General features: G+C 46.1%; 16 protein-coding genes. 14 read left to right on the top strand and 2 right to left on the bottom strand.

Annotation, left to right across the window (positions count from 1 at the left end; translation table 11 throughout):
• Window positions 1–32: 32 nt before the first annotated feature.
• The 7 genes from EKN56_RS14855 to EKN56_RS14835 all read left to right on the top strand — a co-directional run bounded on the left by EKN56_RS14855 (window position 33) and on the right by EKN56_RS14835 (window position 12,385).
• Window positions 33–1,127 carry an efflux RND transporter periplasmic adaptor subunit gene (locus EKN56_RS14855; RefSeq protein ID WP_130592499.1) on the top strand — a complete coding sequence of 365 codons (1,095 nt, stop codon included), beginning with the start codon at window positions 33–35 and terminating at the stop codon, window positions 1,125–1,127.
• Window positions 1,128–1,137: 10 nt separating this feature from the next.
• Window positions 1,138–3,003 (top strand): efflux RND transporter permease subunit, encoded by a 1,866-nt coding sequence (locus EKN56_RS14850; RefSeq protein WP_210405307.1) that lies wholly within the window; start codon window positions 1,138–1,140, stop codon window positions 3,001–3,003.
• On the top strand, window positions 2,952–3,698 hold the full coding sequence (locus EKN56_RS21035; protein WP_210405306.1) for an efflux RND transporter permease subunit: 747 nt from the start codon (window positions 2,952–2,954) through the stop codon (window positions 3,696–3,698). The genes EKN56_RS14850 and EKN56_RS21035 overlap by 52 nt, the downstream gene beginning before the upstream one ends.
• 611 nt (window positions 3,699–4,309) lie before the next feature.
• A complete protein-coding gene (locus tag EKN56_RS21735; RefSeq protein WP_456085566.1) occupies window positions 4,310–4,543 on the top strand; it encodes an IS1/IS1595 family N-terminal zinc-binding domain-containing protein in 234 nt (77 codons plus the stop codon).
• Window positions 4,544–4,801: 258 nt separating this feature from the next.
• Window positions 4,802–7,897, top strand: a complete 3,096-nt coding sequence (locus EKN56_RS14845) for an autotransporter outer membrane beta-barrel domain-containing protein (RefSeq protein ID WP_168189661.1) — start codon at window positions 4,802–4,804, stop codon at window positions 7,895–7,897.
• A 651-nt stretch (window positions 7,898–8,548) separates the two neighbouring features.
• A complete protein-coding gene (locus tag EKN56_RS14840; protein WP_130592497.1) occupies window positions 8,549–8,776 on the top strand; it encodes an IS1 family transposase in 228 nt (75 codons plus the stop codon).
• A gap of 195 nt (window positions 8,777–8,971) precedes the next feature.
• Window positions 8,972–12,385, top strand: coding sequence for an autotransporter outer membrane beta-barrel domain-containing protein (locus EKN56_RS14835; RefSeq protein ID WP_168189660.1), 3,414 nt, complete (start codon window positions 8,972–8,974; stop codon window positions 12,383–12,385).
• 128 nt (window positions 12,386–12,513) lie between these two features.
• Here EKN56_RS14835 and EKN56_RS14830 read toward each other — a convergent pair whose 3' ends face one another.
• The gene (locus tag EKN56_RS14830; RefSeq protein ID WP_130593725.1) at window positions 12,514–13,410 is read right to left on the bottom strand and encodes a LysR family transcriptional regulator; all 897 of its coding nucleotides are present in this window, start codon (window positions 13,408–13,410) and stop codon (window positions 12,514–12,516) included.
• A gap of 105 nt (window positions 13,411–13,515) precedes the next feature.
• Here EKN56_RS14830 and EKN56_RS14825 point away from each other — a divergent pair, with 105 nt between their 5' ends.
• The 6 genes from EKN56_RS14825 (at window position 13,516) to EKN56_RS14800 (ending at window position 22,827) form a co-directional block, all read left to right on the top strand.
• A complete protein-coding gene (locus tag EKN56_RS14825; RefSeq protein WP_130592495.1) occupies window positions 13,516–14,931 on the top strand; it encodes an aldehyde dehydrogenase family protein in 1,416 nt (471 codons plus the stop codon).
• A 133-nt stretch (window positions 14,932–15,064) separates the two neighbouring features.
• On the top strand, window positions 15,065–16,021 hold the full coding sequence (locus tag EKN56_RS14820; protein WP_130592494.1) for a YbgA family protein: 957 nt from the start codon (window positions 15,065–15,067) through the stop codon (window positions 16,019–16,021).
• A 12-nt stretch (window positions 16,022–16,033) separates the two neighbouring features.
• Entirely contained in the window at window positions 16,034–17,455 is a 1,422-nt protein-coding gene (gene phrB, locus EKN56_RS14815) for a deoxyribodipyrimidine photo-lyase (RefSeq protein ID WP_130592493.1), read from the top strand.
• Window positions 17,456–18,042: 587 nt separating this feature from the next.
• Window positions 18,043–21,315 (top strand): autotransporter outer membrane beta-barrel domain-containing protein, encoded by a 3,273-nt coding sequence (locus EKN56_RS14810; protein ID WP_130592492.1) that lies wholly within the window; start codon window positions 18,043–18,045, stop codon window positions 21,313–21,315.
• Window positions 21,316–21,561: 246 nt separating this feature from the next.
• Complete coding sequence (gene pduL, locus EKN56_RS14805; protein ID WP_130592491.1) at window positions 21,562–22,239, top strand: phosphate propanoyltransferase; 678 nt, start codon at window positions 21,562–21,564, stop codon at window positions 22,237–22,239.
• Between the two features lie 75 nt (window positions 22,240–22,314).
• On the top strand, window positions 22,315–22,827 hold the full coding sequence (locus EKN56_RS14800; RefSeq protein WP_130592490.1) for an endonuclease V: 513 nt from the start codon (window positions 22,315–22,317) through the stop codon (window positions 22,825–22,827).
• A gap of 183 nt (window positions 22,828–23,010) precedes the next feature.
• On the opposite strand, the gene EKN56_RS14795 is transcribed toward EKN56_RS14800, so the two are convergent.
• Window positions 23,011–23,193, bottom strand: coding sequence for a hypothetical protein (locus EKN56_RS14795; protein ID WP_130592489.1), 183 nt, complete (start codon window positions 23,191–23,193; stop codon window positions 23,011–23,013).
• A 517-nt stretch (window positions 23,194–23,710) separates the two neighbouring features.
• On the opposite strand from EKN56_RS14795, the gene EKN56_RS14790 reads away from it, so the two are divergent.
• Complete coding sequence (locus tag EKN56_RS14790) at window positions 23,711–24,775, top strand: alpha/beta hydrolase (RefSeq protein WP_130592488.1); 1,065 nt, start codon at window positions 23,711–23,713, stop codon at window positions 24,773–24,775.
• Window positions 24,776–24,841 lie beyond the last annotated feature (66 nt).

Here is a 24,841-nt window from a genome sequence, read left to right as displayed (position 1 = left end):
TGTACGAATGGTACAACTCAATGGAACGGTAAATGGATAATTTTCGCTTTGGAACATGGATGGTTGCCATCATCTTATGTGCCTTTTCACCAATAAAAACGGCGTTTGCCGACCAGACCGATATCATTCGTCCGGAGAAAACCGCGCTGACGGTGACGACGATGTCCCCCAAAATGATGGAGTGGGACAATACGCTGCTTGCGACCGGTAATATCGTTGCCTGGCAGGAAGCTAATGTAAGCACCGAAGCCAGTGGTTTAAGTATCACTCGAGTGTTGGTTGATGTGGGGGATAAAGTCGCTAAAGGCCAACTGCTGGTTGAACTACAAAATCATACGCTGGAGTCTGAATTAGCCCATGCGAATGCAGAACTGGTTCAGGCCATAGCACAGCGAGAAGAAGCGAGAGCCGACGCGGAACGTGCGCGTAAATTACAAAAGTCTGCTGCGTTGAGCGCTCAGCAAATTACCCAATATTTCATTACGGCAAAAATCGCAGAGGCGCGAGTTAAGGCCCACGAGGCAAAAGTCAGCTCCGCGCAGTTTCGCCTTTCTCAAACCCAAATTGTTGCCCCGGATGAGGGGACGATTACCGTCCGACAGGCTACATTGGGTCATGTTGTCTCCCCCGGCGATATCCTGTTTAAACTGAACCGTCAGGATCGCATGGAATGGCGTGGTGAGCTGCCGTCAAATGAACTGGCTCAGGTTCAGTCAGGGCAAAGCGTAAAACTATCGGTTAACGGACAACAAACCGTTACCGGTCAGGTACGGCAAGTTGCCCCTACGGTGGACCCAAAAACGCGTAATGGGCTGGTGTATGTTGAGTTGCCCAATACGCCACCGATTCGTGCTGGGATGTTTGCTTCGGGAAATATTACCATCAGCCAGCGCAAAGGGCTGGCAGTTCCCCTTTCAGCCTTACTGTTACAGGATGGGATGGCGTTTGTATCCCGGGTAGGTCCCGATAATAAAATTGTGCAAACCAAAGTGACTGCCGGACCTCAGGTTGACGGTTGGGTGCCAATCCTCAATGGATTACAACCAGAGGATACCATTGTTGTCAGCGGCGTCAGTTTCCTGTCGGAAGGTGATTCAGTACGTATTGCCTCCCATCAGGCCGACTAAGGAGAAATGCATGAACGTTTCATCCTGGTCTATCAATAACCCCATTCCGGCCATTTTGCTGTTTATGTTACTGACCATTATTGGGTTAGGGGCGTTTAATAGCATGAAAATCCAGAGCATGCCGGATGTTGAACTTCCTATTGTTACGGTTACCGCAACCCTGCAAGGGGCAGCACCTTCTCAGATAGAAACCGATATTGCACGCAAGCTGGAAAATACCATTTCGTCGGTACAGGACGTCAAACATATCATCACCACCGTACAGGATGGCGTCGCGACTCTGGTTATCGAGTTTCGGATAGAGAAATCGATTCAGGATGCAATGGACGATGTGCGTGATGCGGTGGCTCGGGTTCGCTCTGATTTACCTGCCGCCATGAACGAACCCATTATTGCCAAGTTGGATCTGGCCAATATGCCGGTTTTGGCCTATGCGGTGCACTCTGCCAAAATGGATGATCAAGCGCTGTCATGGTTTGTGGATAACGATATCGCCAAGACATTGTTAAATGTTAAGGGCGTCGGTTCCGTGAACCGGGTGGGTGGGGTGACGCGGCAAATCAACGTTGAACTGTCGCCAGAGCGGTTACTGGCGCTACAAATTTCCGCCGCTGATATCTCTCGACAGTTAAAAATGACTCAGCAGGAAGCATCCGCAGGGCGTGCTGATATTGGTCAGTTGGAGCAGCGCGCCCGTACGCTGGCAACGGTACGTAATGTTGATGAACTGGCAAACATGAATATGCTGCTATCCGACGGGCGTCAGGTGCGTTTAAACCAAATAGCTACCGTTAGTGATGCTACCGCAGAACAGCGCAGCGCCGCGTTTCTTGATGGAAAGCCGGTGGTGGCGGTTGAAGTGGTGCGAACCAAAGGCGGCAGCGATGTGGATATCATGTATGCCGTACGGGAACAGCTGGAAGAGCTTCATCAAAAGCACCCGGACATTGTGATAAGTGAAGCGTTCAACTTTGTTGACCCCACCATTGAAAACTATGAAGGTTCGATGAGCTTACTGTATGAAGGTGCTTTTCTGGCCATCATCGTAGTATGGATTTTTCTGCGTAACTGGCGGGCAACCTTCGTGGCCACGGTGGCGCTACCACTGTCGATTATTCCTACTTTTGCCGCAATGTACCTGATGGGATTTACCCTTAATACCGTCACATTGCTATCGCTGTCACTGGTGGTGGGTATTCTGGTGGATGATGCTATCGTTGAAATTGAAAACATCATGCGTCATCTGTCGATGGGGAAAACACCGATGGAGGCGGCCAGAGAAGCGGCCGATGAAATCGGTCTGGCCGTTATTGCCACCACCTTCACCTTGATTGCGGTCTTCTTACCCACGGCCTTTATGCCCGGTATTGTTGGGCGCTTCTTTATTCAGTTTGGCTGGACGGCCGCTATCGCGGTATTTTTCTCGCTGGTGGTTGCCCGTTTATTAACCCCAATGATGGCGGCTTATATGCTCAAGCCGTTAACGCATGCGCATCGTCAGGCTGGCTGGGAGCGGGGCTTTTCCCGGGCGGCAAGCTGGGCAATGAAGAATCGCCTCAAAACCGTGATGATTACCATGTTGTTTTTCTTTGGTGTGTTACTGGGGCTGGGGCCACTTCTGCCTACCGGATTTACCACGCCAGATGATTTGTCACAAACTCAGGTGAATATCACGTTGCCACCGGGCAGCCGCTTTGAACAGACATTGGCCCTGACTAAGCAGGCAGAAGCCATTGTTAAAACCCATCCCCATGTGCGAACCATCTATACCACCATTGGCGGTGGTGCTGCCGGGGGAATCTGGGGGACGATCAGGGGCCGGTTATGCTGGCGAATGTGGCAACGGTTACTGTGGTTGATGGTATCGACCAGATAAAACGCTACGATCGTCGCCGTACCGTGGATATCGAGATTGAACTCAACGGTATCCCCCTCGGTGATGTTGACGAGAGCGTTTACAACTTACCCAGTATGAAACAGCTTCCTCCGGGGATTTACACCACTCAGGTCGGTGATGCCGAACTGATGGTGGAGTTAATGTCAGGGTTTGCGGTTGCCATGGGCACCGGTGTTCTGTGCATTTTTGTGGTGTTGGTGCTGCTGTTTAAGGATTTTATGCAGCCAGTCACCATTCTTGCGGCATTGGTGCTGTCAGTGCCCGGAGCCATTCTGTCGCTGTTTCTTGCCCAAAAGGCCTTCTCTATGCCCGCCATGTTGGGGCTGATTATGCTGATGGGGGTAGCGACTAAAAACTCGATTCTGCTGGTGGAATACGCTATTAAGGCTCGGGCAGAAATGGGAATGGCGCGCTTTGAGGCGTTAGTCGATGCCGGTAAAAAACGCGCACGTCCTATTGTGATGACCACTTTTGCCATGGGTGGCGGTATGTTGCCGATTGCATTGGGGCTGGGCGTGGATCCCAGCTTTCGCTCTCCAATGGCGATAGCGGTAATTGGCGGCTTAATAACCTCTACATTCCTCAGCCTGATCGTTATCCCGGTGATTTTTACCTATGTTGATGATTTGCGCTTGTGGGGAATACGTTTTTTTGCGCGCCTGCGGCATCGCTAAGCGCTATTTTGTATCAGAAGGGCAAAACTCAGGTTTCGCCCTTATTTTATTATCAGCAATATTTTTATGCTCACCTTTCAAATTAAATTCTGCATTAATTATGATATTTCACTTTAGCAATCAATAAACTACCTTTTCTGACTGTTGATTTTCTTATGATTATTCATTAATCACCAGTTTAAAAATGTTAATAGGGTTATTTTATTTATTGTTGGTGAATATAACTACTCTTATGTAGGCTGGCCAATAGAATTGATCGTAAATTCATTTTATTTTTTATTTTTTATTTAATATTGATTCTCTTTTTTTTATTTATTTACAACACTTATTGTATTTTTGTTTTTATTTTTCAGCAAAGAATTGAAAGTGAAAAATAGTATTATGGGCTACATAACTAAGTAATGCCTGTTGAAAATTTTACCAGATAATCAAAAAACAGTTGTTTGTTGATGTTTTTTAGTGTTTTTAGTTGTAAAAGCTCGGTTTATTGCGTTTGATTGAAATTATTGATCGTGTTTCAATATGTAAAGAGTTGTTTTTATGTGTGAGTAAGGACATATTGAAATACTGAACGTGCTGAGAATTTATATATAAAAATATGGAGATGCGCTATGTTCAAAAGAAGGGTTTGTTGTCGTTATTGTTCCAGAACGAATGCTGTTAAAAAGCATGGTACTGCGCCTTCAGGGTACCAGCGCTATCGGTGTGGCCACTGCCAGAAGACGTTTCAGATAAATTATATTTACCAGGCCTATAAAACCTCTGATGAGGCGATTGTAAATAAAATGCAAAATGGTTTGGATAATGAGTTTAATGATTTAAGTATCAATGTTAATTATCTTTAATTATAAATACGTAAATTAATAGTCGGTGATTTTAACTATTACGGGGTATTTCTTACCTTCATTTTCTATCAGTTCATATTGATAAATAAAATATAGAAATATTTTAAAGAGTTAGTTAGTGACGTGTTTTTTAATAACTACCATTTAACGTTAGAAAATAATTAAAAGAAAAATATCTAAAGTTGCAACTCGTTTGGTGATGAATGATGTGCCGAATAGAGAGGATAGAAAAGTATCAATATGGAGAATTATAACATCATGAGAAAACAATGGAAAAAAGTGATGCCGGTAGTATTGGGGAGCTCTTTTCTTTATAGCCCCATGACTCAGGCAGCGGAACTGACAGATCAGTTTTATACCAGCAGCATTAGTTCGATTACCAGTGGAAACCATACCGTTAACAATGGTGATGTCACTTTAGATGCTTCCGGCTATACCGGGGCGTTTGCCTATCAAAGGGCAATCATCAATACAATGAATGGCGCGGTTAATATTGGTATTGGCCAGGGCAACACATTAACTATAAAAGGTTTTAATAATAATTCCTCTCAGCAAAATTCTACGCTTTACGCTTACAAGAGAGCGCCAACTCTCAGTGGAACCATGACCTTTACCGGCGGTAACATTGTTGTCAGTAACGAAGTCACCAATAGTTATGCCAATGTTTATGGTCTGTTTGCCGATAATGAAGGGCAGTTTAGTTTTAAAAGTGATGGTGACAATAAGATCAACCTGACTGTATTAATGCCACAGGCTGGGCTGGTGGATACCCATCGTCATGGTATTGCACTCTATCATTCCGGGCTCGATTTTGATGGTGGAAATTTTATCGTCAAAGTGGATGGCGATCCTGGTGCGAATTCTATTGACCGGCGGGTTGGCATTGCGGTATCGGCGGGGAGCAATGTGGATGTCAAAGCCGATAACGTTTTGATTGAGGCAAATGAGGTGGCGTTATTCTTCCCGGCTACTATCGGAGATTATCCTAATCATCCAACGGCTTACGATGTGGTAAATACGGCAAAGTTTGATGCTGATACCATTATCTTTAGAGGTAGTCAGGGCATTATGGCCGGACTGTCGAGTAATACCTTCAGAACTCGAAATGTGGTTGAATTTACCGGTAATACGTTAATTGAAGCCATTGTGCGAGGCGATGAAACCAACATTTTTGGTGAAATCGGCGGAGGCCGGGCAATCGATGTTATGGCGACGGATATCACCTTTAACAGTAATGATACCGTCAGGATTATTGGTGAAAACTTAACGCCATTGGGTATTCGCCCTGGCTATGAACATGACTATTTAGGATGGATAGACGGTTACTGGCTTAGAACCGTTTCTCTTACCGATGGTTCAACGCTGACATCGAATGCTGACCTGTCATTAAGCAGTGACGGTGGTTACTACAATACCGGCCTGTATGTATGGAAAAGTCAGGCGCAATTTAACGGTAAAACCGAGATTACGCTTAAAAATGGTGTCGACACCGCAAGAGCGGTGTATGTCTATGACGGTGGTACAGGAACCAGTAAGGCAGAATTTAACGATGATTTAAGCATTTCTCTGGTTGATACTCAGGCATCTTATATTGCCGGAATTGAGGCCGCGGCAGGTGGTAAGGTCGATGTGAAAAAGGGCCTGCTGTTAAATGATAACAGCGATATTTATTGGTCACTTTATTCCCGGGGGGCAAATAGTCAGATTGGCGTAAATACCACCGCGGCAGGAACGGTGCAGGTGGAAGGAGATATTGGCGCGATAAATGGTGGCGCAATTGATATGACGATGAATAATCAAAATTCATATCTGACCGCGGCCAGCTACACCTCGACTTCTGGTTCAACCAGCAGAGGTATGGTTAATCTGGATATTTCCAATCAGGCAGTCTGGAACATGACCGGAAACTCCAGCGTAACCAGTCTTTCTTTAGCTTCGCAAGGTCGGGTTAATATTCTGTCTCCGGACAATAATGGCTCGTTTAAAACGTTAACGGTTCACGGTGATTATACCGGCGGCGGTTCCCTGACGATCAATACTGCATTAGGTGGTGATGATTCTGAAACCGATAAAATGATGGTGGAGGGAAATACTTCCGGCATTACCGATTTGTATGTTAACAACTACAACGGCACGGGTGGACAAACCACTAACGGCATCGAAGTGATTAATGTTGCCGGTGAATCGGATGGTATCTTTCAGTTGGCTGCCGGACATCGGGTAGTGGCGGGAGCTTATGAATATAATGTCGCCAAATCGGGTAACAACTGGTATCTGGTTAATACCATTCCACCGGTTGTGATTCCACCGGAACCAACTCCAGAACCAGAGCCAACGCCTGAACCAACACCGGAACCTGAGCCAGAGGAAGGTGGTGAGAATATCAAAGTTATTCGCCCTGAAACCGGTGCTTATATTGCCAACCTGGCGGCGGCAAACTCCATGTTTACTACCCGTTTGCACGATCGTTTAGGTGAAACCCAGTACACCGATTTCTTAACCGGTGAAAACAAAGTGACCAGTTTGTGGCTGCGTCAGGAAGGGGGGCATAACCGCAGCAGAACCCAGTCTGGCCAAAGCAAAACCCAAACTAACCGTTATGTGGTGCAACTGGGTGGCGATATTGCCCAGTGGAGCAGTGACGGACTTGATCGCCTGAATTTAGGGGTAATGGCGGGTTATGGCTACTCTCATGGTAATACCAATGCTAAATACAGTGCTTATCGTTCCAAAAACACCGTGGATGGTTATGCACTGGGTTTATACGGTACCTGGTATGCCAATCAGGCCGATAAGTCCGGACTGTATGTTGATAGCTGGGTTCAGTACGCCTGGTTTGATAACAGCGTGAAGGGCGATGGTCTGGCGGAAGAGAAGTATGACTCAAAAGGTTGGTTAGCCTCGGTGGAAACCGGTTACAGCTTTAAACTGGGTGAAGCTGAGCGTGCCAGCTACTGGTTACAGCCGAAAGCGCAGCTGACCTGGATGGGGGTGCATGCGGATAAGCATTATGAAACCAACGGTACCAAAGTTACCGGCAACGGCGATAACCTATCCACTCGTTTAGGTTTACGGGCTTATGCTCAGGGGCACAGTGCACTGGATGATAACACCGGTCGGGTATTCCAGCCGTTTGTGGAAGTCAACTGGCTGTACAACAGCAAAAACTTTGGCGTCACCATGAATGATACCTCTGACTATCAGGCCGGTACCCGCAATATCGGTGAGTTGAAGGTAGGTATTGAAGGACACTTAAACAAAAACCTGAATATGTGGGGCAACGTTGCTCAACAGATTGGTGATGAAGGCTATAGCGATACTCAGGCAATGATTGGGGTTAAGTATAGTTTCTAATCTCTTATGATTTTATTCTCTGATAAAAAAGCAGAACTTAAGTTCTGCTTTTTTTTTGTCGTTCTATCTTCAAACTCATTATTCAATCGATAAATTGCAATAAGTTAGCTTAGCCAGCAAGAGGAGCACATTGACTATGGATACCAACCGAACCTGCACTAATTATGCTATCGGAAAAATAGCAATAGAGAAATTTAATTTTTTTCAATGAATACCTTAATTAAACGATATTTATGCCCATGAAATGATCTGTGATTAATATATTTGTTTTATTTGATGTGAATCATTTAATGATAAATATCTGCAACACATGTGTTTTTATTTAAATATTTATTTTTTTGATTAAAAAGTGTCATTAACTACATTTTTAGCCTATTGGTGGTGAAAGTGTTGGTTCATCGCGAATTGCTCGATCTGTTAATCTGGTGGTTAAGCTTAAATGTTTATAATAATCTGTGTTTGAGTATTTGATCGAGATTATAGATCGTGTTTAAATGTGTTTTAGTACATATGATGCTCATAAGAGCCGCGTGAACTCTATTAATTGGTTAAGCGCCGGTTTTATCGTCTTTAGAAAGTTAAGGCGTGTTTTTATTAATCGCTCACTGATTTTTATGGGGTTTTATATAGGCAGAATAATGGAGAAACACGATGTTCAAAAGAAGGATTTATTGTCGATATTGCTCCCACTCAAATGCGATTAAAAAGCACGGTACGGCACCTTCAGGCTATCAGCGCTATTTGTGTGGTCATTGCCAGAAGACATTTCAGGAAAACTATATTTATCAGGCTTATAAAAAAGCTGATGAAGTCGTAGTAAAAGAAGCCCAAAGGAGTTTGAGTAATGAGTTTATTACTCAGGAGGTTAGTACTAGCTAAATTTAATCAGACTTAATTATATTCGGAAAAATAAATATAAAACCAATTTTATCATTTGCATGGTTAGCTATTCCCCATTTTTAACTAGTGGTAGTAACGAGCAATTAAATAAAAAGTATATTTTTCGTTCCTGTTGGGGAATGCCATACAGAGATTAAGGATGGCGAAAATATCAAAATGGAGAGTTATAACATAATGAAAAAACCATGGAAAAAAGTGATGCCGGTAGTATTAGGGAGTAGCCTTTTGGGTGTTCCCTTAATGGCTGAAGCAAGAGAATTGACTGATGAAACTTATACTACCTGGATTAATCAAATTGATTCTGGTAATCACACCGTTAGTCATGGTGATGTGACGCTCGATGCCAGTGGATATACCGGAACTTATAATAATCAAAGATCGGTTATCAGTACGCTTAATGGGGCAGTGAATATCGATATCAGCGAGGGTAACACCTTAACGATAAAAGGTTATAACTATAATTCGGCAGACTATTATTCAGCACTGCACGCTTATAAAAGAGGCAATTTAAGCGGAACAATGACGTTTACTGGCGGTAACGTTGTTGTCAGTAATCATGCGACCAGTACTAACTCATTTAGTAGTTATGGAATGTATGGTCGTGCCGGTGGGATATTCGATTTTAAAAGCGACGGTGATAATAAAATCAATTTGACCGTTTATGTACCGGTATCTGGCAAGTCTACCAATCGGACTGGTATCTATCTTAATGATAGTGCATTCAATTTTGATGGGGAAAATCTTACCGTCAATATTGATGGTGTCCCTGCTCCTAATCTTTATAACAGTGAGACCCGCACGGGTATCAATATTAATGATAGCGCATTCAATTTTAATGGAAAAAATCTTACCGTCAGTATTAATGGTAACCCTACGCCTAATCCTTATAGCAGTGAGAGCCGAACGGGTATCAGTGCTTATGATAGTGACTTTACGTTTAATGGCGAAGATTTTACTGTCAGCATGGATAGTAATCTTGGAACAGGTGGACGTCGGACGGGCTTAAATATTAATAAGAGTGAGTTTAACCTTAACGGGAAAAACTTTACTGTCAGAATTGATGGTAATCCTGAGAGTGGCATGCTTGAGAACCAGATAGGGTTGAGAGTATACGGCGGAAGCAATGTCGATATTAATGCCGAACAAATTTTAATTGAGTCTGATGGCTATGCATTACGGATGGGAAACTACGCCTCTTATGATGCGATTAATTCGGCGAAATTTGAAGCCGATACCCTTATTTTTAGAAGCCGGGGTGGGATCCATGTTGGAAACCATGCCTATGCGTTAGGCATTTATGATGGTATTCGAAATACGCTCGAGTTTACGGGGCATACGCTAATTGAATCAATCGCCCGGGGTGGCGAGGATGATACTTATCGACTGAATAGTAATGGTCAGGCACTGAGTCTGGTGGGAACGGATGTCACCTTTAACAGTCATCGTGGCGTGACGGTTTATGGCGAAAACCTTACGCCCCAAGGACTCATTCCTGAAATAGTTGGAGATTTAGCGCCACTAGAACCCCAACCCTACTGGTTGCGAACCGTTTCTCTGATTAAAGATACCGAGTTTAAGGCTAATACAGATTTCTCCATAACCAGTAACGGTGGTTATTATAATACGGCGTTATATATATCAGAGAGTCAGGCGCAATTTAATGGCAAAACCAGTATTTCAGTGAAGAATGGCATAGATACTGCGAGGGGAATGTATCTCCATGGTGGTGTGTATGGTCGGCCGACTAAGGCGGTATTTAATGACGATTTGTCTATTTCACTGGCCGATACGCAGGCTGACTTTATCTCCGGAATAGAGGCGGACGCTGGCGGTAAAGTCGATGTAAAAAAAGGTCTGTTTATCAATGATAATAGTGACATCTACTGGTCACTTTATTCCAGTGGCGTGGATGATCAGGGGGTGGGAAGCCAGATTGACGTAAATAGCACCGGGACTGGTACGGTTCGGGTCGTGGGTGATATTGGCGCTTATGATAATGGTGTGCTTCAGATGACGTTAAATAATCAACACTCATATCTGACAGCATCCAGCTATACCTGGGACAATAGCGGTACTGTTAATCTGGATATTTCTAATCAGGCGGTCTGGAACATGACCGGAAACTCCAGCGTAACCAGTCTTTCTTTAGCGCAGCAAGGGCGCGTCAATATCTTGTCTCCGGATAATAACGGTTCGTTTAAAACCCTAAAGGTTGAGGGCGATTATATTGGTGGCGGTTCCCTGACTATTAACACTGCGCTAGGCGGTGATGATTCTGAAACTGATAAAATGATGGTAGAGGGTAACACCTCTGGCGTTACCGATCTGTACGTTAATAACTACAACGGCAGCGGTGCATATACAATCAATGGTATTGAAGTGATTAACGTTGCCGGTGAGTCAGACGGCGTCTTTCAGTTAGCGTCTGGCCACCGGGTAGTGGCAGGCGCCCATGAATATCATGTGGCTAAATTGGGTAAGAACTGGTATTTGACCAATACCCTTTCACCACAGCCACCCGATCCGACCCCGGAACCCACACCTGAGCCTGAACCAACCCCAGAGCCGACGCCTGAGCCAACACCGACTCCGGAACCTGAAGAGGGCGGTGAGAACATCAGAGTGATTCGCCCTGAAACCGGTGCCTATATTGCCAACCTGGCAGCAGCAAACGCCATGTTTACCACTCGCCTGCACGATCGTTTAGGTGAAACGCAGTATACCGACGTCTTAACCGGTGAAAACAAAGTCACCAGCCTGTGGCTGCGTCAGGAAGGAGGGCATAACCGTAGCAAAACTCAGTCGAGCCAAAGCAAAACCCAAACCAACCGCTATGTGGTGCAAATCGGTGGTGATATTGCTCAATGGAGCAGCGATGGTCTCGACCGTCTGCATTTAGGTGTTATGGCAGGTTACGGCTATGCCAGTGGTAATACGGATGCCAAATACACCGCTTACCGGGCAAAAAGTCGGGTAGATGGTTATGCGCTGGGTTTATACGGTACTTGGTACGCCAATCAGGCTGATAAGTCCGGACTGTATGTTGATAGCTGGGTTCAGTACGCCTGGTTTGATAACAGCGTGAAGGGCGATGGTCTGGCGGAAGAGAAGTATGACTCAAAAGGCTGGTTAGCCTCGGTGGAAACCGGTTACAGCTTTAAACTGGGTGAAGCTGAGCGTGCCAGCTACTGGTTACAGCCTAAAGCGCAGCTGACCTGGATGGGGGTGTATGCGGATAAGCATTATGAAACCAACGGCACCAAAGTCACCGGCAATGGCGATAACTTATCCACCCGCTTAGGCTTACGGGCTTATGCTCAGGGGCACAGCGCACTGGACGATAACACCGGTCGGGTATTCCAGCCGTTTGTGGAAGCTAACTGGCTGTACAACAGTAAAAACTTTGGCGTCACCATGAACGATACCTCTGACTATCAGGCCGGTACCCGCAATATCGGTGAGTTGAAGGTGGGTGTTGAAGGGCACTTAAACAAAAACCTGAATCTGTGGGGCAACGTTGCTCAGCAGATTGGTGATAAAGGCTATAGTGATACTCAGGCAACCATTGGGATTAAGTATAGTTTTTAGTGGTTGGTTGTTTTAACAATATATCAATTCATCGAATATACTTTTCAATCAAACACCACGCTTAACCGGCGTGGTGTTTTTTTATCAAGGTACTATCACGATGCGGAGTCATCATAAGCTTAATGGTTTTACCGCCGCTGAATTTCTTTTGCCAAATCGATAAATGCTCTTAGCCCCGCAGGAACAAGACGCCGACCGAGGTAGTAAAGTTGTAATCCGCCAAAATAAGGGCACCATTCATCCATCACACTAACCAGCGTGCCGGTGGCCAGATCTTTATTGATGAACCAGTCAGAAATAAAGGCAAGTCCAATGCCACTCAGGGCCGCCAAATGAATGGCTCGCATTTCATTCAGGATTATTCTGGGGGGAACAGTGACTGAAAATTTTTGCTGATTTTGCTGAAGCTCCCAATGGTAAATACCACCATGAGACATGCGCATACCGATGAGGTGGTGATGTCGTAAATCGTCCGGCGATTGTGGTTTTCCATGTCGGGCAAGGTAGTCAGGGGTAGCGACAATTAACATTCTGGCCTGACTGGTCAGGGGAACGGCGATCATATCCAGCGGAACGGATTCCGCAAGGCGGATACCGGCATCAAATCCCTCCGCCACGATGTCGACCATGCGTGGTTCACTGGTCATTTCCAGACGCATCTGGGGGTAGCGTTGTATATATTCCCGGATCAGAGGTTCAAATAATAACGTAGCGCATTCGTTAGGGGCATTAATCCGTAGGGTTCCTCTCGGTACACCCGGTTCACTTGCTATTTCCTCTGATGCCCGCTGGATCTCCGCTAATGCTGGGGCAATTCGTTCGACATAACGCCGCCCTTCATCCGTTAATGCCACACTGCGAGTTGAGCGGTTAAATAAACGTACTTTCAGGCGGTTTTCCAGCCCGGCTACGGCATTACTGACGGCAGTTGCTGACATTCCTAACTCTCTGGCTGCTGCACGGAAGCTCTGTTTATGTGCTACAGCCAAAACCACTTCCAGTTCAGTAAGGCCAGTACGATGCATAATGAATTGTCCTGATTTTCGGTACAGTCCATCCAGAATAGACCCGCTTATCCTTTTAGTCATGCTTTCCTATAATTTGAACATCATTAGTTTTTGGAGGCTGCTATGCATTATCTCGACAAGATTTATATCAATGGTGAATTCGTGACGCCGGACGGTGATGAGTATTTTGAACTGTACAATCCGGCAACGGAGGAGGTCATTGGTAAAGTACGTTTGGCTAACGATGTTGATGCACAGCGAGCCATTTCTGCTGCTAAAGCCGCGTTTGGCAAGTGGTCTAAAACCTCAAAGGCAGAACGTATCACTGTGTTGCAGCGGATGTACTCTTCGGTTGCGGCCAGAGAAGAGGAGCTACTTGAGGCGATTATTACAGAATATGGCGCTCCACAATCCCGATCTCGCTGGATGGCTAAATATCCGGCAGATGTCATCGCGCAGGCCATTGAGGCGCTGGAGAATTTTGAGTTTATAGAACAGGCAGGAGAGGCTCAGATCATTATGACGCCCGTCGGCGTTGCCGGATTGATTACACCGTGGAACAGTGATGCGGGCTTTATCTGTAATAAGTTAGCAACGGCGATGGCCGCAGGTTGCACCGCCGTCATCAAGCCCAGCGAAATGAGTGCGATTCAGACACAAATCGTAATGGAAGCGCTGCATGAGGCACAAGTTCCTGCCGGCGTATTCAATATTATTACCGGACGCGGAGAGGTGGTTGGTGATGTTATTAATCATCATCCTGATATTGCTAAGATTTCATTTACCGGTTCTACCGCAGTAGGTAAACATATTGTTGAGCGTGGGGCACAATCACTGAAGCGTATTACTCTGGAATTGGGCGGGAAATCTCCAACGCTGATACTGGAGGATGCAGACCTGACGCAGGCGATACCATTGGCATTGCAGGCAGGCTTTATCAATAGCGGGCAGGCTTGTATTGCAGGAACACGGATTTTAGTTCCGCACAGTCGGCTGGAAGAGTTCCGTCAAATGATTACCGTCGCGGTAAATAAAATACAGTCGGGAAATCCCCGCGATCCGGATACAGAAATAGGCCCAATGGTCAGTAACAGGCAGTGGAAACGTGTACAGGATTATATCCGTTTGGGGTTGTCAGAAGGGGCAATACTGCTGGCTGGTGGCGAAGGTCGTCCGGAAGGGTACACCCAAGGCTGGTATGTAAAACCGACAATTTTCCTGGGTAACAATCAGATGCGTATTGCACAAGAAGAGATTTTTGGGCCGGTTCTGATGGTTATTCCTTATGAAAACGAGGCCGACGCGATTGCTATTGCAAACGACACCGCTTATGGCCTCAGTGCCCTGGTGCTCAGCGGCGATCGTGCCCGGGGTGTCGAGGTAGCAAGGCATATTGATGCGGGGCGGGTGCTGGTTAATACTCTGGCCCATGAACCGAAAGCCCCATTTGGCGGATTTAAGCAGTCCGGACTGGGGCGCGAAATGGGTAAGTGGGGGATACAGACATACCTTGAACCCAAAACGCTGATGGTCGGTTAATCGAGATTTGTTTTAAGTTAAAGGCTATCAAATAGCGTTAATCACAGTATAACCCGAACCCCGCAGGTGTTAACTCCCTGCGGGGTTTCACTTTTTTAGCTACCCTTAATGTAATAATCATTAAGGAGCTGCTATGAGTGAGAAAATCCCTGTTGGTATCAGCGCCTGTCTGTTAGGGGAAAATGTTCGTTTCGACGGCGGACATAAGCGACTTGCGTTTGCGGTAGAGGAGCTGAGTCCCTGGGTTCAGTTTGAGCCGGTTTGCCCGGAAATGGCCATCGGCCTGTCAGTACCGCGTCCGGCGTTGCGACTGGTTAAACAAGATAATGGCGAGATAACTCTGCGCTACAGCGATAAGCGGCAAGGAGACTTAACCATTGCTATGCGTGAATTTTCACAGCAGCGCGTGGCTCAACTCTCCCATCTGTGTGGCTACATCGTTTGCGCCAAATCGCCAAGCTGCGGTATGGAGCGCGTGCGGGTTTATGAACCGGATGAAAACAATAACCGCAAGGCAGGTCGTGGCATCTATACCGATATACTGATGAAAGCCATGCCGTGGCTACCGGTGGAAGAGGATGGTCGACTACAGGATCCGCACATTCGGGAAAATTTTGTGGAGCGTATTTATGCCCTGCATGAACTGAACCAGCTCCATCAGCAGGGGCTGACTCGCGGTGCGCTCATGGCGTATCACAGCCGTTACAAGTTGCTGTTACTGGCACATTCTCAACCCGATTATCGGGAGCTGGGTCGTTTTGTGGCGGCAATGCATGAGTGGCCACAGCTGGAGGATTATTTTGCAGAATACCGCCTGCGGTTGATGAACCTTCTTTCACATCAGGCCACCCGGCGCAATCACACTAACGTTCTGATGCATGTTCAGGGCTATTTTCGACCTCATCTTAACCCACGCCAGCGCCATGAACTGACCATGTTGATTGAACGCTATCGTCAGGGGACTCAACCGTTACTTGCACCGGTGACCTTACTCAAACACTATATGTCTGAATTTCCGGATGCTTATCTGGCAGGACAGCGCTACTTTGATCCCTGGCCGGAAGCATTGCGCTTACGTTACGGACATTAATTCTGGATAAATATGGCTTCTCATTTGATGTGGTTTCGCGCAGATTTGCGTGTGCATGATAATCTGGCTTTGGCTGCCGCCTGTCGTTCCGACGACACGGAGGTACTGGCACTGTTTATTGCCCCGCTAAAGCAATGGCAGCAACATGATATGGCACCTCGTCAGGCGGCATTTTTACAAAGTCAGCTTAATGCCCTACAACAGGCACTGGCGGAGAGGGGAATTCCTCTTCTGGTTAAGCAGGTGGATGACTTCACCGCCAGCATAGAGGTGTTACGCGAAGTGTGTGAAACCCATAATGTCACATCGCTGTTTTATAACTATCAGTATGAATTTAACGAGCGTCAGCGTGATGTTGCTGTGGAGCAGGCGCTGACTGATGTTACCTGTCAGGGCTTTGATGATAGTGTGATGCTGGCACCGGGTAGTGTGATGACCGGCAATCATGACATGTATAAGGTATTCACACCGTTTAAAAATGCCTTTTTACGCCGATTGGGTGAAGATCTACCGGAATGCGTGAATCCACCCAAGGTGCGTCCGGCCGGTGCGCTGACCGGCAAGTTAGCACCCATTGAGCTAAATTACCCGCAGCAATCGTTTGATACCACTTGGTTTGCTGCCGATGAGAACAGTGCACAGGTCCGGTTGCGGCATTTTTGCCAATACGATGTGGCGAGTTACGACACGCAGCGCGACTTTCCTGCTGTTGATGGCACCAGTCGACTTTCTGCCAGTCTGGCGCTGGGGGCACTGTCGCCGCGCCAGTGTCTGCACGCTTTATTGAAAGCTCACCCCGATGCACTGGAAGGAAAAACCGGGGCAGTCTGGCTGAGTGAACTGATCTGGCGTGAGTTTTACCGTCATCTGATAACTTACCATCCAAACTTATGTAAACACCGTCCTTTTATCGACTGGACCGATAACGTGCAGTGGAATAACGATAGCGCTGCGCTGACGGCCTGGCAGCAGGGAAAGACCGGTTATCCCATCGTTGATGCGGCGATGCGTCAATTGAATCAAACCGGCTGGATGCATAACCGATTACGAATGATTGTCGCCAGTTTTTTGGTAAAGGATCTGTTGATCGACTGGCGGCAAGGTGAACGCTATTTCATGTCTCAACTTATTGATGGCGATCTGGCGGCAAATAACGGCGGCTGGCAGTGGGCAGCATCTACCGGCACCGATGCGGCACCCTATTTTCGTATCTTTAATCCCACTACTCAGGGGGAACGGTTTGATAAACAGGGGGTGTTTATCCGTCAATGGCTGCCTGAATTGACGGATGTTCCGACAACAGCGATACATACGCCATGGATATGGGCAGATAAGGCGCAGCGAACCATTGATTATCCGCGTCCGATAGTTGATCACAAACTGGCGCGGAACCAAACTCTGGCGGCTTATGAAGCGGCAAGAAAGAAAAATTAACAGGATATCTGCGTAATACTGATGGAAGTAAAAGGGGGGGCGGTTGAATAATCTCCCCTACCTTAAATTAGGTATTATTTCATTAATACAGCAGAGTTTACCTATATAAAGCCTTTTCAGTCTAATCATTAACTGATTTTAAGTTAATTTTAACACGCATATACTGTTTGATTAATATTCATTTTTGAATAAGCCTTAATTATTTGTGGTTATTCTTTATGTTATAAAAGTAAGTTGTATTAAAATAGTTTTCCAGTTAACTATATTATCTTGATATTAATCTGGTATGGTAAAGGTTATTAATTTTTAATACGCATTAACTTTATAATAACAATTGATTTAACTAATTGTTTTTATTAATTAAAACAAATAAAATTTCATTTTAAAAGAGTTGCTATTGAAAACATTATATTTTTATATAGAATGTTCATTGATTATATAACTATTTTTTGTTTTTTATTTACAACATAATTGCTTGTAATTGCTTGTAATTGCGTGTTTGATTAACTGTTGTTGATGGTCATTTTTGGGTTTTTAGCAACGCTTTAATTAAATGGACTTATAACGTATTTGAAATGGATGTCACTATGTCTGTTTATAGTAAGTATTTTCTTCTTATCAGTGCAGTAGCCACCCCTTCAATTGGCTTTTCAGTTAATGCCGCCCCTCCTTATTACAATGAATCTGGTACTGCCAGTAGCGGTCTGTGGGACTGGGAAAATAAGGGTAATGTTATTGGCGGCGACGATGGAAATCGCGGTGAGTTAATTCTGCAAGGTTCCGCCAGTTACAACAATATGTTTTCCATTGGCTATAACGGCGGCAACGGTGCACTGACAATCAAAGATAATGCTACACACACCGGTGAGACTACTCGTTTTTATGTAGGGTTTGTCAGCAATACGCAACCGCGAACCGAAGACACGGTCGGTGTTTTGAATCTGATTGGTTCAGGTATTGGGCATATTGATACCTCAGTGTTGAGGATCGGCGATACCACGGTATATGACAGACATACGGTGCGGGATAAAACGGTTACTGGCACACTCAATATTCTTGAGGGTGCCAGTGTCAATGTGGGCCCGGTTTCAGGTACGCCAGGAGGTGTTTCTGGTGGCGTGATGTGGGTGGGAACCGGAAACGCAGTGAATACCGGTACCGTTAACATCAGTGGTGCAAACAGCAAGCTTTCCCTGATCAATAAGGTTTTTGAGTCGAGTCCTTATGTTGAAGATTATGTTGTCAATGGCGATGCCTATTTAGGCTATTTCGGCGATGCTAATATTAATATTTCTGACGGTGGCTCACTGACTACCGGTCGTATGATCGCCTCATTTGCAAAATACAATGACGTCATCAATAGCGGTGAAAAATTATCCACGGTAAATATTAATGTTACCGGTGCAGAGAGTAAATTAGCTATTCAAAGCGTACTGGCTCTGGCTTCGAGTGCTGGCGGAGGTGTTTCAAGTATCGATTTTGCTGCCGACATTAAGGGCGTGGGAACCGCCATTTTAACCGTTGAAGACGGTGCGGAAGTTTATTTCGAAGGCAAAGCCTATGCGGATGCATTTGGCTTTCCTGAGAAAACGTCCGGGTTATTCCTGGCCAGTGATGCGGGTTCTTCTGCAACGGTTAATCTTAACGCGGGTGGTACCATTTCTATCTCTGACAGCAATTTATCGCCAACTAAAGATGGGATTGTCGCCGGTGCCGGTGATTATAACTTTAACCTGAATGGTGGAACGCTGCGGGTTAATTCATGTGAGTATTGCGACGATAAGCTAACGACCTCAGTTAATATGAATGTGCTGTCTGAGTCGTTTCTGGAAGCGGATACCGCCGATAAACGCATGCTGTTAAACGGTAATCTGGTAGGTGACGGTGGACTGGTTAAGACCGGTGAAGGAACCGTTATTTTCTCCGGTGAGAATAATTACACGGGGGGAACTCGCGTAGAAGCCGGTGAACTTCGGGCAAATTCTGCCGGGGCATTCGTTGATAACACCACCTATATTGTTAACGGTGGTCTGTTAAATCTGAATAATCATGATCTGATTATGTCATCACTGTCGGGTGCCGGTGGTGTGGTTGATGTCACGCCTGCAAATCTGACAATCAATCAAAACAATGATAGTTACTTTGCCGGTCAGTTTGCCGGTTCAGGTACTATCACCAAATCAGGAACCGCTCAGTTAGCCCTTAGCGGAGACAGCAGCGGCTATAGCGGTTTGACCACCGTTTCCAGCGGTAATCTTGATTCAACTAACTCGCTGGGCGGTCAGATCGTGGTTGAGCAGGGGGCTTTGCTTTCTGCTACCGGTTATCTTGGCGAGACCACCGTAACATCGGGCGCTAACATGATGGTGGGAAGCCTGTATCATACCAATCCACCTGCTTTATCTACGCTGAATATTGATACTAACCTCAATAATCAGGGAAATGTCTATGTGGGCCGAGCCAATAACAGCGACCCGTCACTGGTGGGTAATCAACTGGTAGTGAATGGTAACTATCAGGGCGGTGGCGCACTGCATTTTAATACGGTTGTTGGTGATGATAACTCTGTTACTGACCATATGACGGTAACGGGTGATACCTCAGGGGAAACCAAAGTCTATGTAACCAATGTTGGCGGTATGGGGGCCTATACCGAAAAAGGGATTGAACTGATTCAGGTTACGGGCCAATCCGATGGCGACTTCCAGCAGGGCGGCCGTATTACTGCCGGTGGTTATGATTATTTCCTGAACCGTGGCAATAGCGAAAAAGGGGCTGATGAGAAAAACTGGTATCTGACCAACTATCAGCCAAGCCCAACGCCGACGCCTGAAGAGCCGGCCCCTGAACCTGAACCAACCATCAGACCGGAAGCCGGTGGTTATATCCATAATATCGCTGCCTCCAATATGTTGTTTGTTCACCGTCTGCACGATCGTTTAGGGGAAACCTACTATACCGATGCGCTAACGGGTGAAGAAAAAGTCACCAGTATGTGGATGCATAATGTGGGTGGTCATACCCGCTCAAGAGACAGCAGCGGCCAGTTAAGAACACAAACCAATCGCTATATATTACATATTGGTGGTGATGTGGCTCAGTGGAGTACTGATGGACAGGATCGCTGGCATCTTGGGGTGATGGGCGCTTACGCTAACAGTCACAGTAATACCCGTTCAGCCGTTACTCACTACGGTGCGGATAGCTCAGTGGATGGCTACAGCCTGGGTGGTTACGCCACCTGGCAGCAGAATAAAGGTGAGAACACCGGCGCCTATGTTGATACCTGGGCCTTATACAGCTGGTTTGATAATGAAGTGAAAGGGCATCAACTGGCGACGGAATCCTATAAGTCTAAAGGGGTGACTGCCTCTATCGAAACCGGCTATACCTTTAAAACCGGTGAATATAAAGACAGCAAAGACGAAACCAATGAATGGTTTGTGCAACCTCAGGCACAAATCGTCTGGATGGGGGTTAAAGCCGATTCATTCAAAGAAGCAAACGGCACCCGGATTCACAGCGACGGTGACGGTAATATCCAGACGCGCTTAGGGGTTCGTACTTTTGTTAAAGGACATCATCAGTCTGATGAAGGAAAAGGGCGTGAATTTGAGCCATTTATCGAGGCTAACTGGATACACAACACCAAAAAATTCAGTACCGAAATGGGCAATGAACGCATCAAACAGGCTGGTACCGATAACATCGGCGAACTTAAACTGGGTGTGGAAGGCCAGATAAACCCTAACTTTAACCTGTGGGGCAATGTTGGCGTTCAGGTAGGCGACAGTGGATACAGTGATGCTGCCTTTACGCTAGGGTTTAAATATAACTTCGGGCAGGCTTCGAAGAGATAACTCGGTTGTTTTTGTGAGCGAATACCGATGCCCTGGCAATATGCCGGGGCATTTTTTTGCGCTGAAATGAGAGACAGCTCAAAAACTCCCATCACCTGACAGGACATGTCATCAACGCGACCCTTATAGTGAAATTTACTGTGGAGCGCGGTAATTGCGATCGTTAGCTCAAACCGGGAAATAAAATAGTGGTATTTCAATAAACCTACCCGACCCCCATCATGTTATTAAGCCGAGCTTTTAAATATGAATGAGATAAATTCACCAACCCAGCCGATCCCTCAGCCAATAGTGGCTGAGCAGAAAAACCAGAATACACCTGCTGTACCTGCGGCCGACAGTGATAGCCCGGCAGTGCTGATGGTGCCGGTAGGTATCTCGAACCGGCATGTCCATTTGTCCCGCGAAGATATGGATACGCTGTTTGGCACCGGTTCATCGTTAACCCGTATGAAAGCGGTAAAACAGCCCGGACAGTTTGCCGCCGAAGAGACGGTCACCCTTAAAGGGCCGAAAAAAGCGCTTCACCATGTGCGCATTCTTGGCCCGCTGCGTAACGAAACGCAAATTGAGATTTCGGTGGCGGATAGCTTTGTGCTGGGGGTGGATGCGCCAATAAAAATGTCCGGCGACCTTGCTGACTCCTGTCCGATTGAGATTATTGGCCCTGAAGGCAGTGTGAGTAAATCAGGCGGCGTGATTGTGGCGTGGCGGCATATTCATATCCCTTGTGATATGGCCGTACAGTATGGCCTTACTGATGGTCAGGAAGTCAGCGTGCAAATTGACGGCGAGCGAGCCGGTATTATGCAGCGGGTAGTGGTGCGGGCGACGGAAACTTCCGCATTAGAGATACACGTTGATGTGGAAGAGGCGAATGCTTACGGACTAAAAAATGATAGTCTGGTTAAAATTGTGAAATAGGGTATTGAGTAGGGTTAGCGCTTACTCAGCGGAAGAATTTATCTGGCGCCATCAATAAAGGAATATTAGACAGTAATGCTTTTGGCTATTGACGTTTATTATATTGATAATTCAGCAAAAACGGTTGGGGTTTTGTTCGATAACTGGCAGGCAGATTCTCCTGCGGAAATCTTAGTGGCTTATAAACATGATGTTGCGCCTTATCAGTCCGGAGAGTTCTATATACGCGAACTTCCCTGTATCACTGAGCTGCTTAAACAGGTCGATTTATCGACATTATCCGCCATTATTGTGGATGGCTATGTCTGTCTGGACAATCACGGAAAATCCGGTCTGGGAGACTATCTGTATCAATATATCGATCGGCAGGTGCCGGTAATTGGTGTGGCAAAGAAAGCATTCAATGAAAATACCAAATATGTCGCGGAGGTTTTTCGTGGCAAAAGCAGTAAGCCTCTGTATGTTACCGCGGTGGGTTTGCCATTAGAGCGCGTGGCGGAAGCGGTTGGCACTATGCACGGCAAGCATCGAATGCCAACGCTACTGACGCTGATGGATCAGCAGACGAAGATCTTTAAGCTGGAGTGATTGTTATTATCGCGGTAAATAGCCTGTTGCTCTGTTCAGACTATTTCCTTCCGGAGAGTTTTCAATTTCAATGGTTATTCCACTGAACCGACCTTTACAGAGCATTGCCTGCAAAGGTCGGTCTTTGATTAACGCGTTTCGGATGACAATATTGAATTACCCGATAGGCTACCTGGCTGATAATCAGACTGAACTCTCTGCGTTATCAAGCGCCTGAAACAGCGCTTCCATCTTCTCATGCAGAATAAACTGCAATGACTCCTTTACCGCTGCCTCATTGATTTTGAGTACCACAGTAGCCAAAGCAAGGCACTGCTCCGCCAGCTCCAGCGGATCGCCGGGGGTTGAGTCGATAAGATTAAGCATGATAATCCCCCCAAATTGTCAGGCAACTTGCTGAAACAGGGGATCGTTTTTTCGATCCGGATCTGAAAATGGATCCCGGGTGATATATAAAATTGGAGCGAGTTTGGGTATGCTTCACGACAGCCATGATGTTACCTCCAGTAACGTTGTGGTCAGAGACCCCGTTAGTGTTAGCGCACTGCGGGGTTTCGCTTTTTTAATTACCCGCAAATTTACGGGTAATCACCACAAGGTATATTTGTACAGAGAAAGGGTCAATGGAGCAGGGAGGGGATATTTGGAAATGTCGGGGAAGATCGCAAAAGTTTGCAAGTGGAATGTAAAAGTGGGGATATGTTTACCTGACGGTGCTAGGGTTTGTTTTCTATATTTTATTTAACTTATTGATATTTAATTGAACGCTATCGACGTGTCAATGATTAATGAATCAGATAAATAAGGCTATTCGTGGTGGCTAAATAATCAACCTGAATAATTCAGGTAGTATTACAGTAAAACCGACACAGAGGAGATAGCCTTGAAGACACTTTTAAAAACACTGGCGTTTTGCATAATGACGAGTGGCCTTATAGCCCAGTCGGTTAACGCAGAACCATTGATTATTCAGGAACAGGGAAGCTTTTCTGCCGGTGGAACTGTCATTACCACCCCCGGAAAGTTTGAGGCTAAAAACCCGCTGGATTCCGCCGGTCAGACTTATCATGGCGATCACGCTTCCGTGTTTTATCAAATTCCACCAAATCCTCATAAATATCCATTGGTTATGCTGCACGGTGCCGGGCAATTTTCCCGTACCTGGGAAAGAACGCCGGATGGTCGTGAAGGATTTCAGAACATTTTCCTGCGCCGTGGGTTCTCAACTTATCTGGTGGATCAACCTCGTCGGGGTAGTGCAGGCCGCAGTACGGTTGAAGGAACTATCACACCAAAACCGGATGAGCAGATGTGGTTCAATCAGTTTCGTGTTGGTGTCTGGCCTGACTATTTTGCAGGCGTTCAGTTCTCTCATGATAAAGACGCACTGAATCAGTATTTTCGCCAGATGACTCCAAATACCGGGCCTTTTGATATCAACGTCATATCCGATGCTATGTCGGCGGTTATTGATAAATCAGGCCCGGCTATCCTGTTTACCCATTCTCAGGGCGGTGGCCCGGGTTGGTATACGGCGATGAAAAACAGCAAGGTGAAGGCGATTATTGCCTTTGAGCCCGGCAGCAGCTTTGTCTTCCCGGAAAATGAATTGCCTGCACCAATGCCCAGCGCATTCGATACTCTGCAAGGTGAGCCGGTACCTTTGAATCAATTTATGGCATTAACCAAAATTCCAATTGTGATTTTTTACGGCGATAACATTCCGGATAAACCAACCACCATGCCTGCGCAGGATAGTTGGCGAGTTCGTCTGGCAATGGCTCGTGAATGGCGCGATGTGGTGAATAAATACGGTGGTGATGTTACGGTTATTCATTTACCTGAGATGGGCATTAAAGGTAATACCCATTTTCCGTTCTCCGATCTGAACAATGTCCAGATTGCCGATCTGGTTAGCAATTTTCTGAAAGATAAGAATCTTCAATAGCATCAATACCAAAAGCAGGATTCATCATTTTATTTATGAATCCTGCTCATTAACCCTAGCGAATTA

Source organism: Limnobaculum zhutongyuii, from assembly GCF_004295645.1.
Classification (GTDB): Bacteria; Pseudomonadota; Gammaproteobacteria; order Enterobacterales; family Enterobacteriaceae; genus Limnobaculum; species Limnobaculum zhutongyuii.
Note: the sequence above shows the minus strand (reverse complement) of the source record. Positions and strands in the feature narration are given on the sequence as shown.

What these genes read in the sequence shown, in the direction of transcription:
- EKN56_RS14855 (WP_130592499.1), top strand. Translation starts at nt 33, where the DNA reads ATGGATAATTTTCGCTTTGGAACATGGATGGTTGCCATCATCTTATGT.
- EKN56_RS14850 (WP_210405307.1), top strand. Translation starts at nt 1,138, where the DNA reads ATGAACGTTTCATCCTGGTCTATCAATAACCCCATTCCGGCCATTTTG.
- EKN56_RS21035 (WP_210405306.1), top strand. Translation starts at nt 2,952, where the DNA reads ATGCTGGCGAATGTGGCAACGGTTACTGTGGTTGATGGTATCGACCAG.
- EKN56_RS21735 (WP_456085566.1), top strand. Translation starts at nt 4,310, where the DNA reads ATGTTCAAAAGAAGGGTTTGTTGTCGTTATTGTTCCAGAACGAATGCT.
- EKN56_RS14845 (WP_168189661.1), top strand. Translation starts at nt 4,802, where the DNA reads ATGAGAAAACAATGGAAAAAAGTGATGCCGGTAGTATTGGGGAGCTCT.
- EKN56_RS14840 (WP_130592497.1), top strand. Translation starts at nt 8,549, where the DNA reads ATGTTCAAAAGAAGGATTTATTGTCGATATTGCTCCCACTCAAATGCG.
- EKN56_RS14835 (WP_168189660.1), top strand. Translation starts at nt 8,972, where the DNA reads ATGAAAAAACCATGGAAAAAAGTGATGCCGGTAGTATTAGGGAGTAGC.
- EKN56_RS14830 (WP_130593725.1), bottom strand. Translation starts at nt 13,410, where the DNA reads ATGCATCGTACTGGCCTTACTGAACTGGAAGTGGTTTTGGCTGTAGCA.
- EKN56_RS14825 (WP_130592495.1), top strand. Translation starts at nt 13,516, where the DNA reads ATGCATTATCTCGACAAGATTTATATCAATGGTGAATTCGTGACGCCG.
- EKN56_RS14820 (WP_130592494.1), top strand. Translation starts at nt 15,065, where the DNA reads ATGAGTGAGAAAATCCCTGTTGGTATCAGCGCCTGTCTGTTAGGGGAA.
- phrB (WP_130592493.1), top strand. Translation starts at nt 16,034, where the DNA reads ATGGCTTCTCATTTGATGTGGTTTCGCGCAGATTTGCGTGTGCATGAT.
- EKN56_RS14810 (WP_130592492.1), top strand. Translation starts at nt 18,043, where the DNA reads ATGTCTGTTTATAGTAAGTATTTTCTTCTTATCAGTGCAGTAGCCACC.
- pduL (WP_130592491.1), top strand. Translation starts at nt 21,562, where the DNA reads ATGAATGAGATAAATTCACCAACCCAGCCGATCCCTCAGCCAATAGTG.
- EKN56_RS14800 (WP_130592490.1), top strand. Translation starts at nt 22,315, where the DNA reads ATGCTTTTGGCTATTGACGTTTATTATATTGATAATTCAGCAAAAACG.
- EKN56_RS14795 (WP_130592489.1), bottom strand. Translation starts at nt 23,193, where the DNA reads ATGCTTAATCTTATCGACTCAACCCCCGGCGATCCGCTGGAGCTGGCG.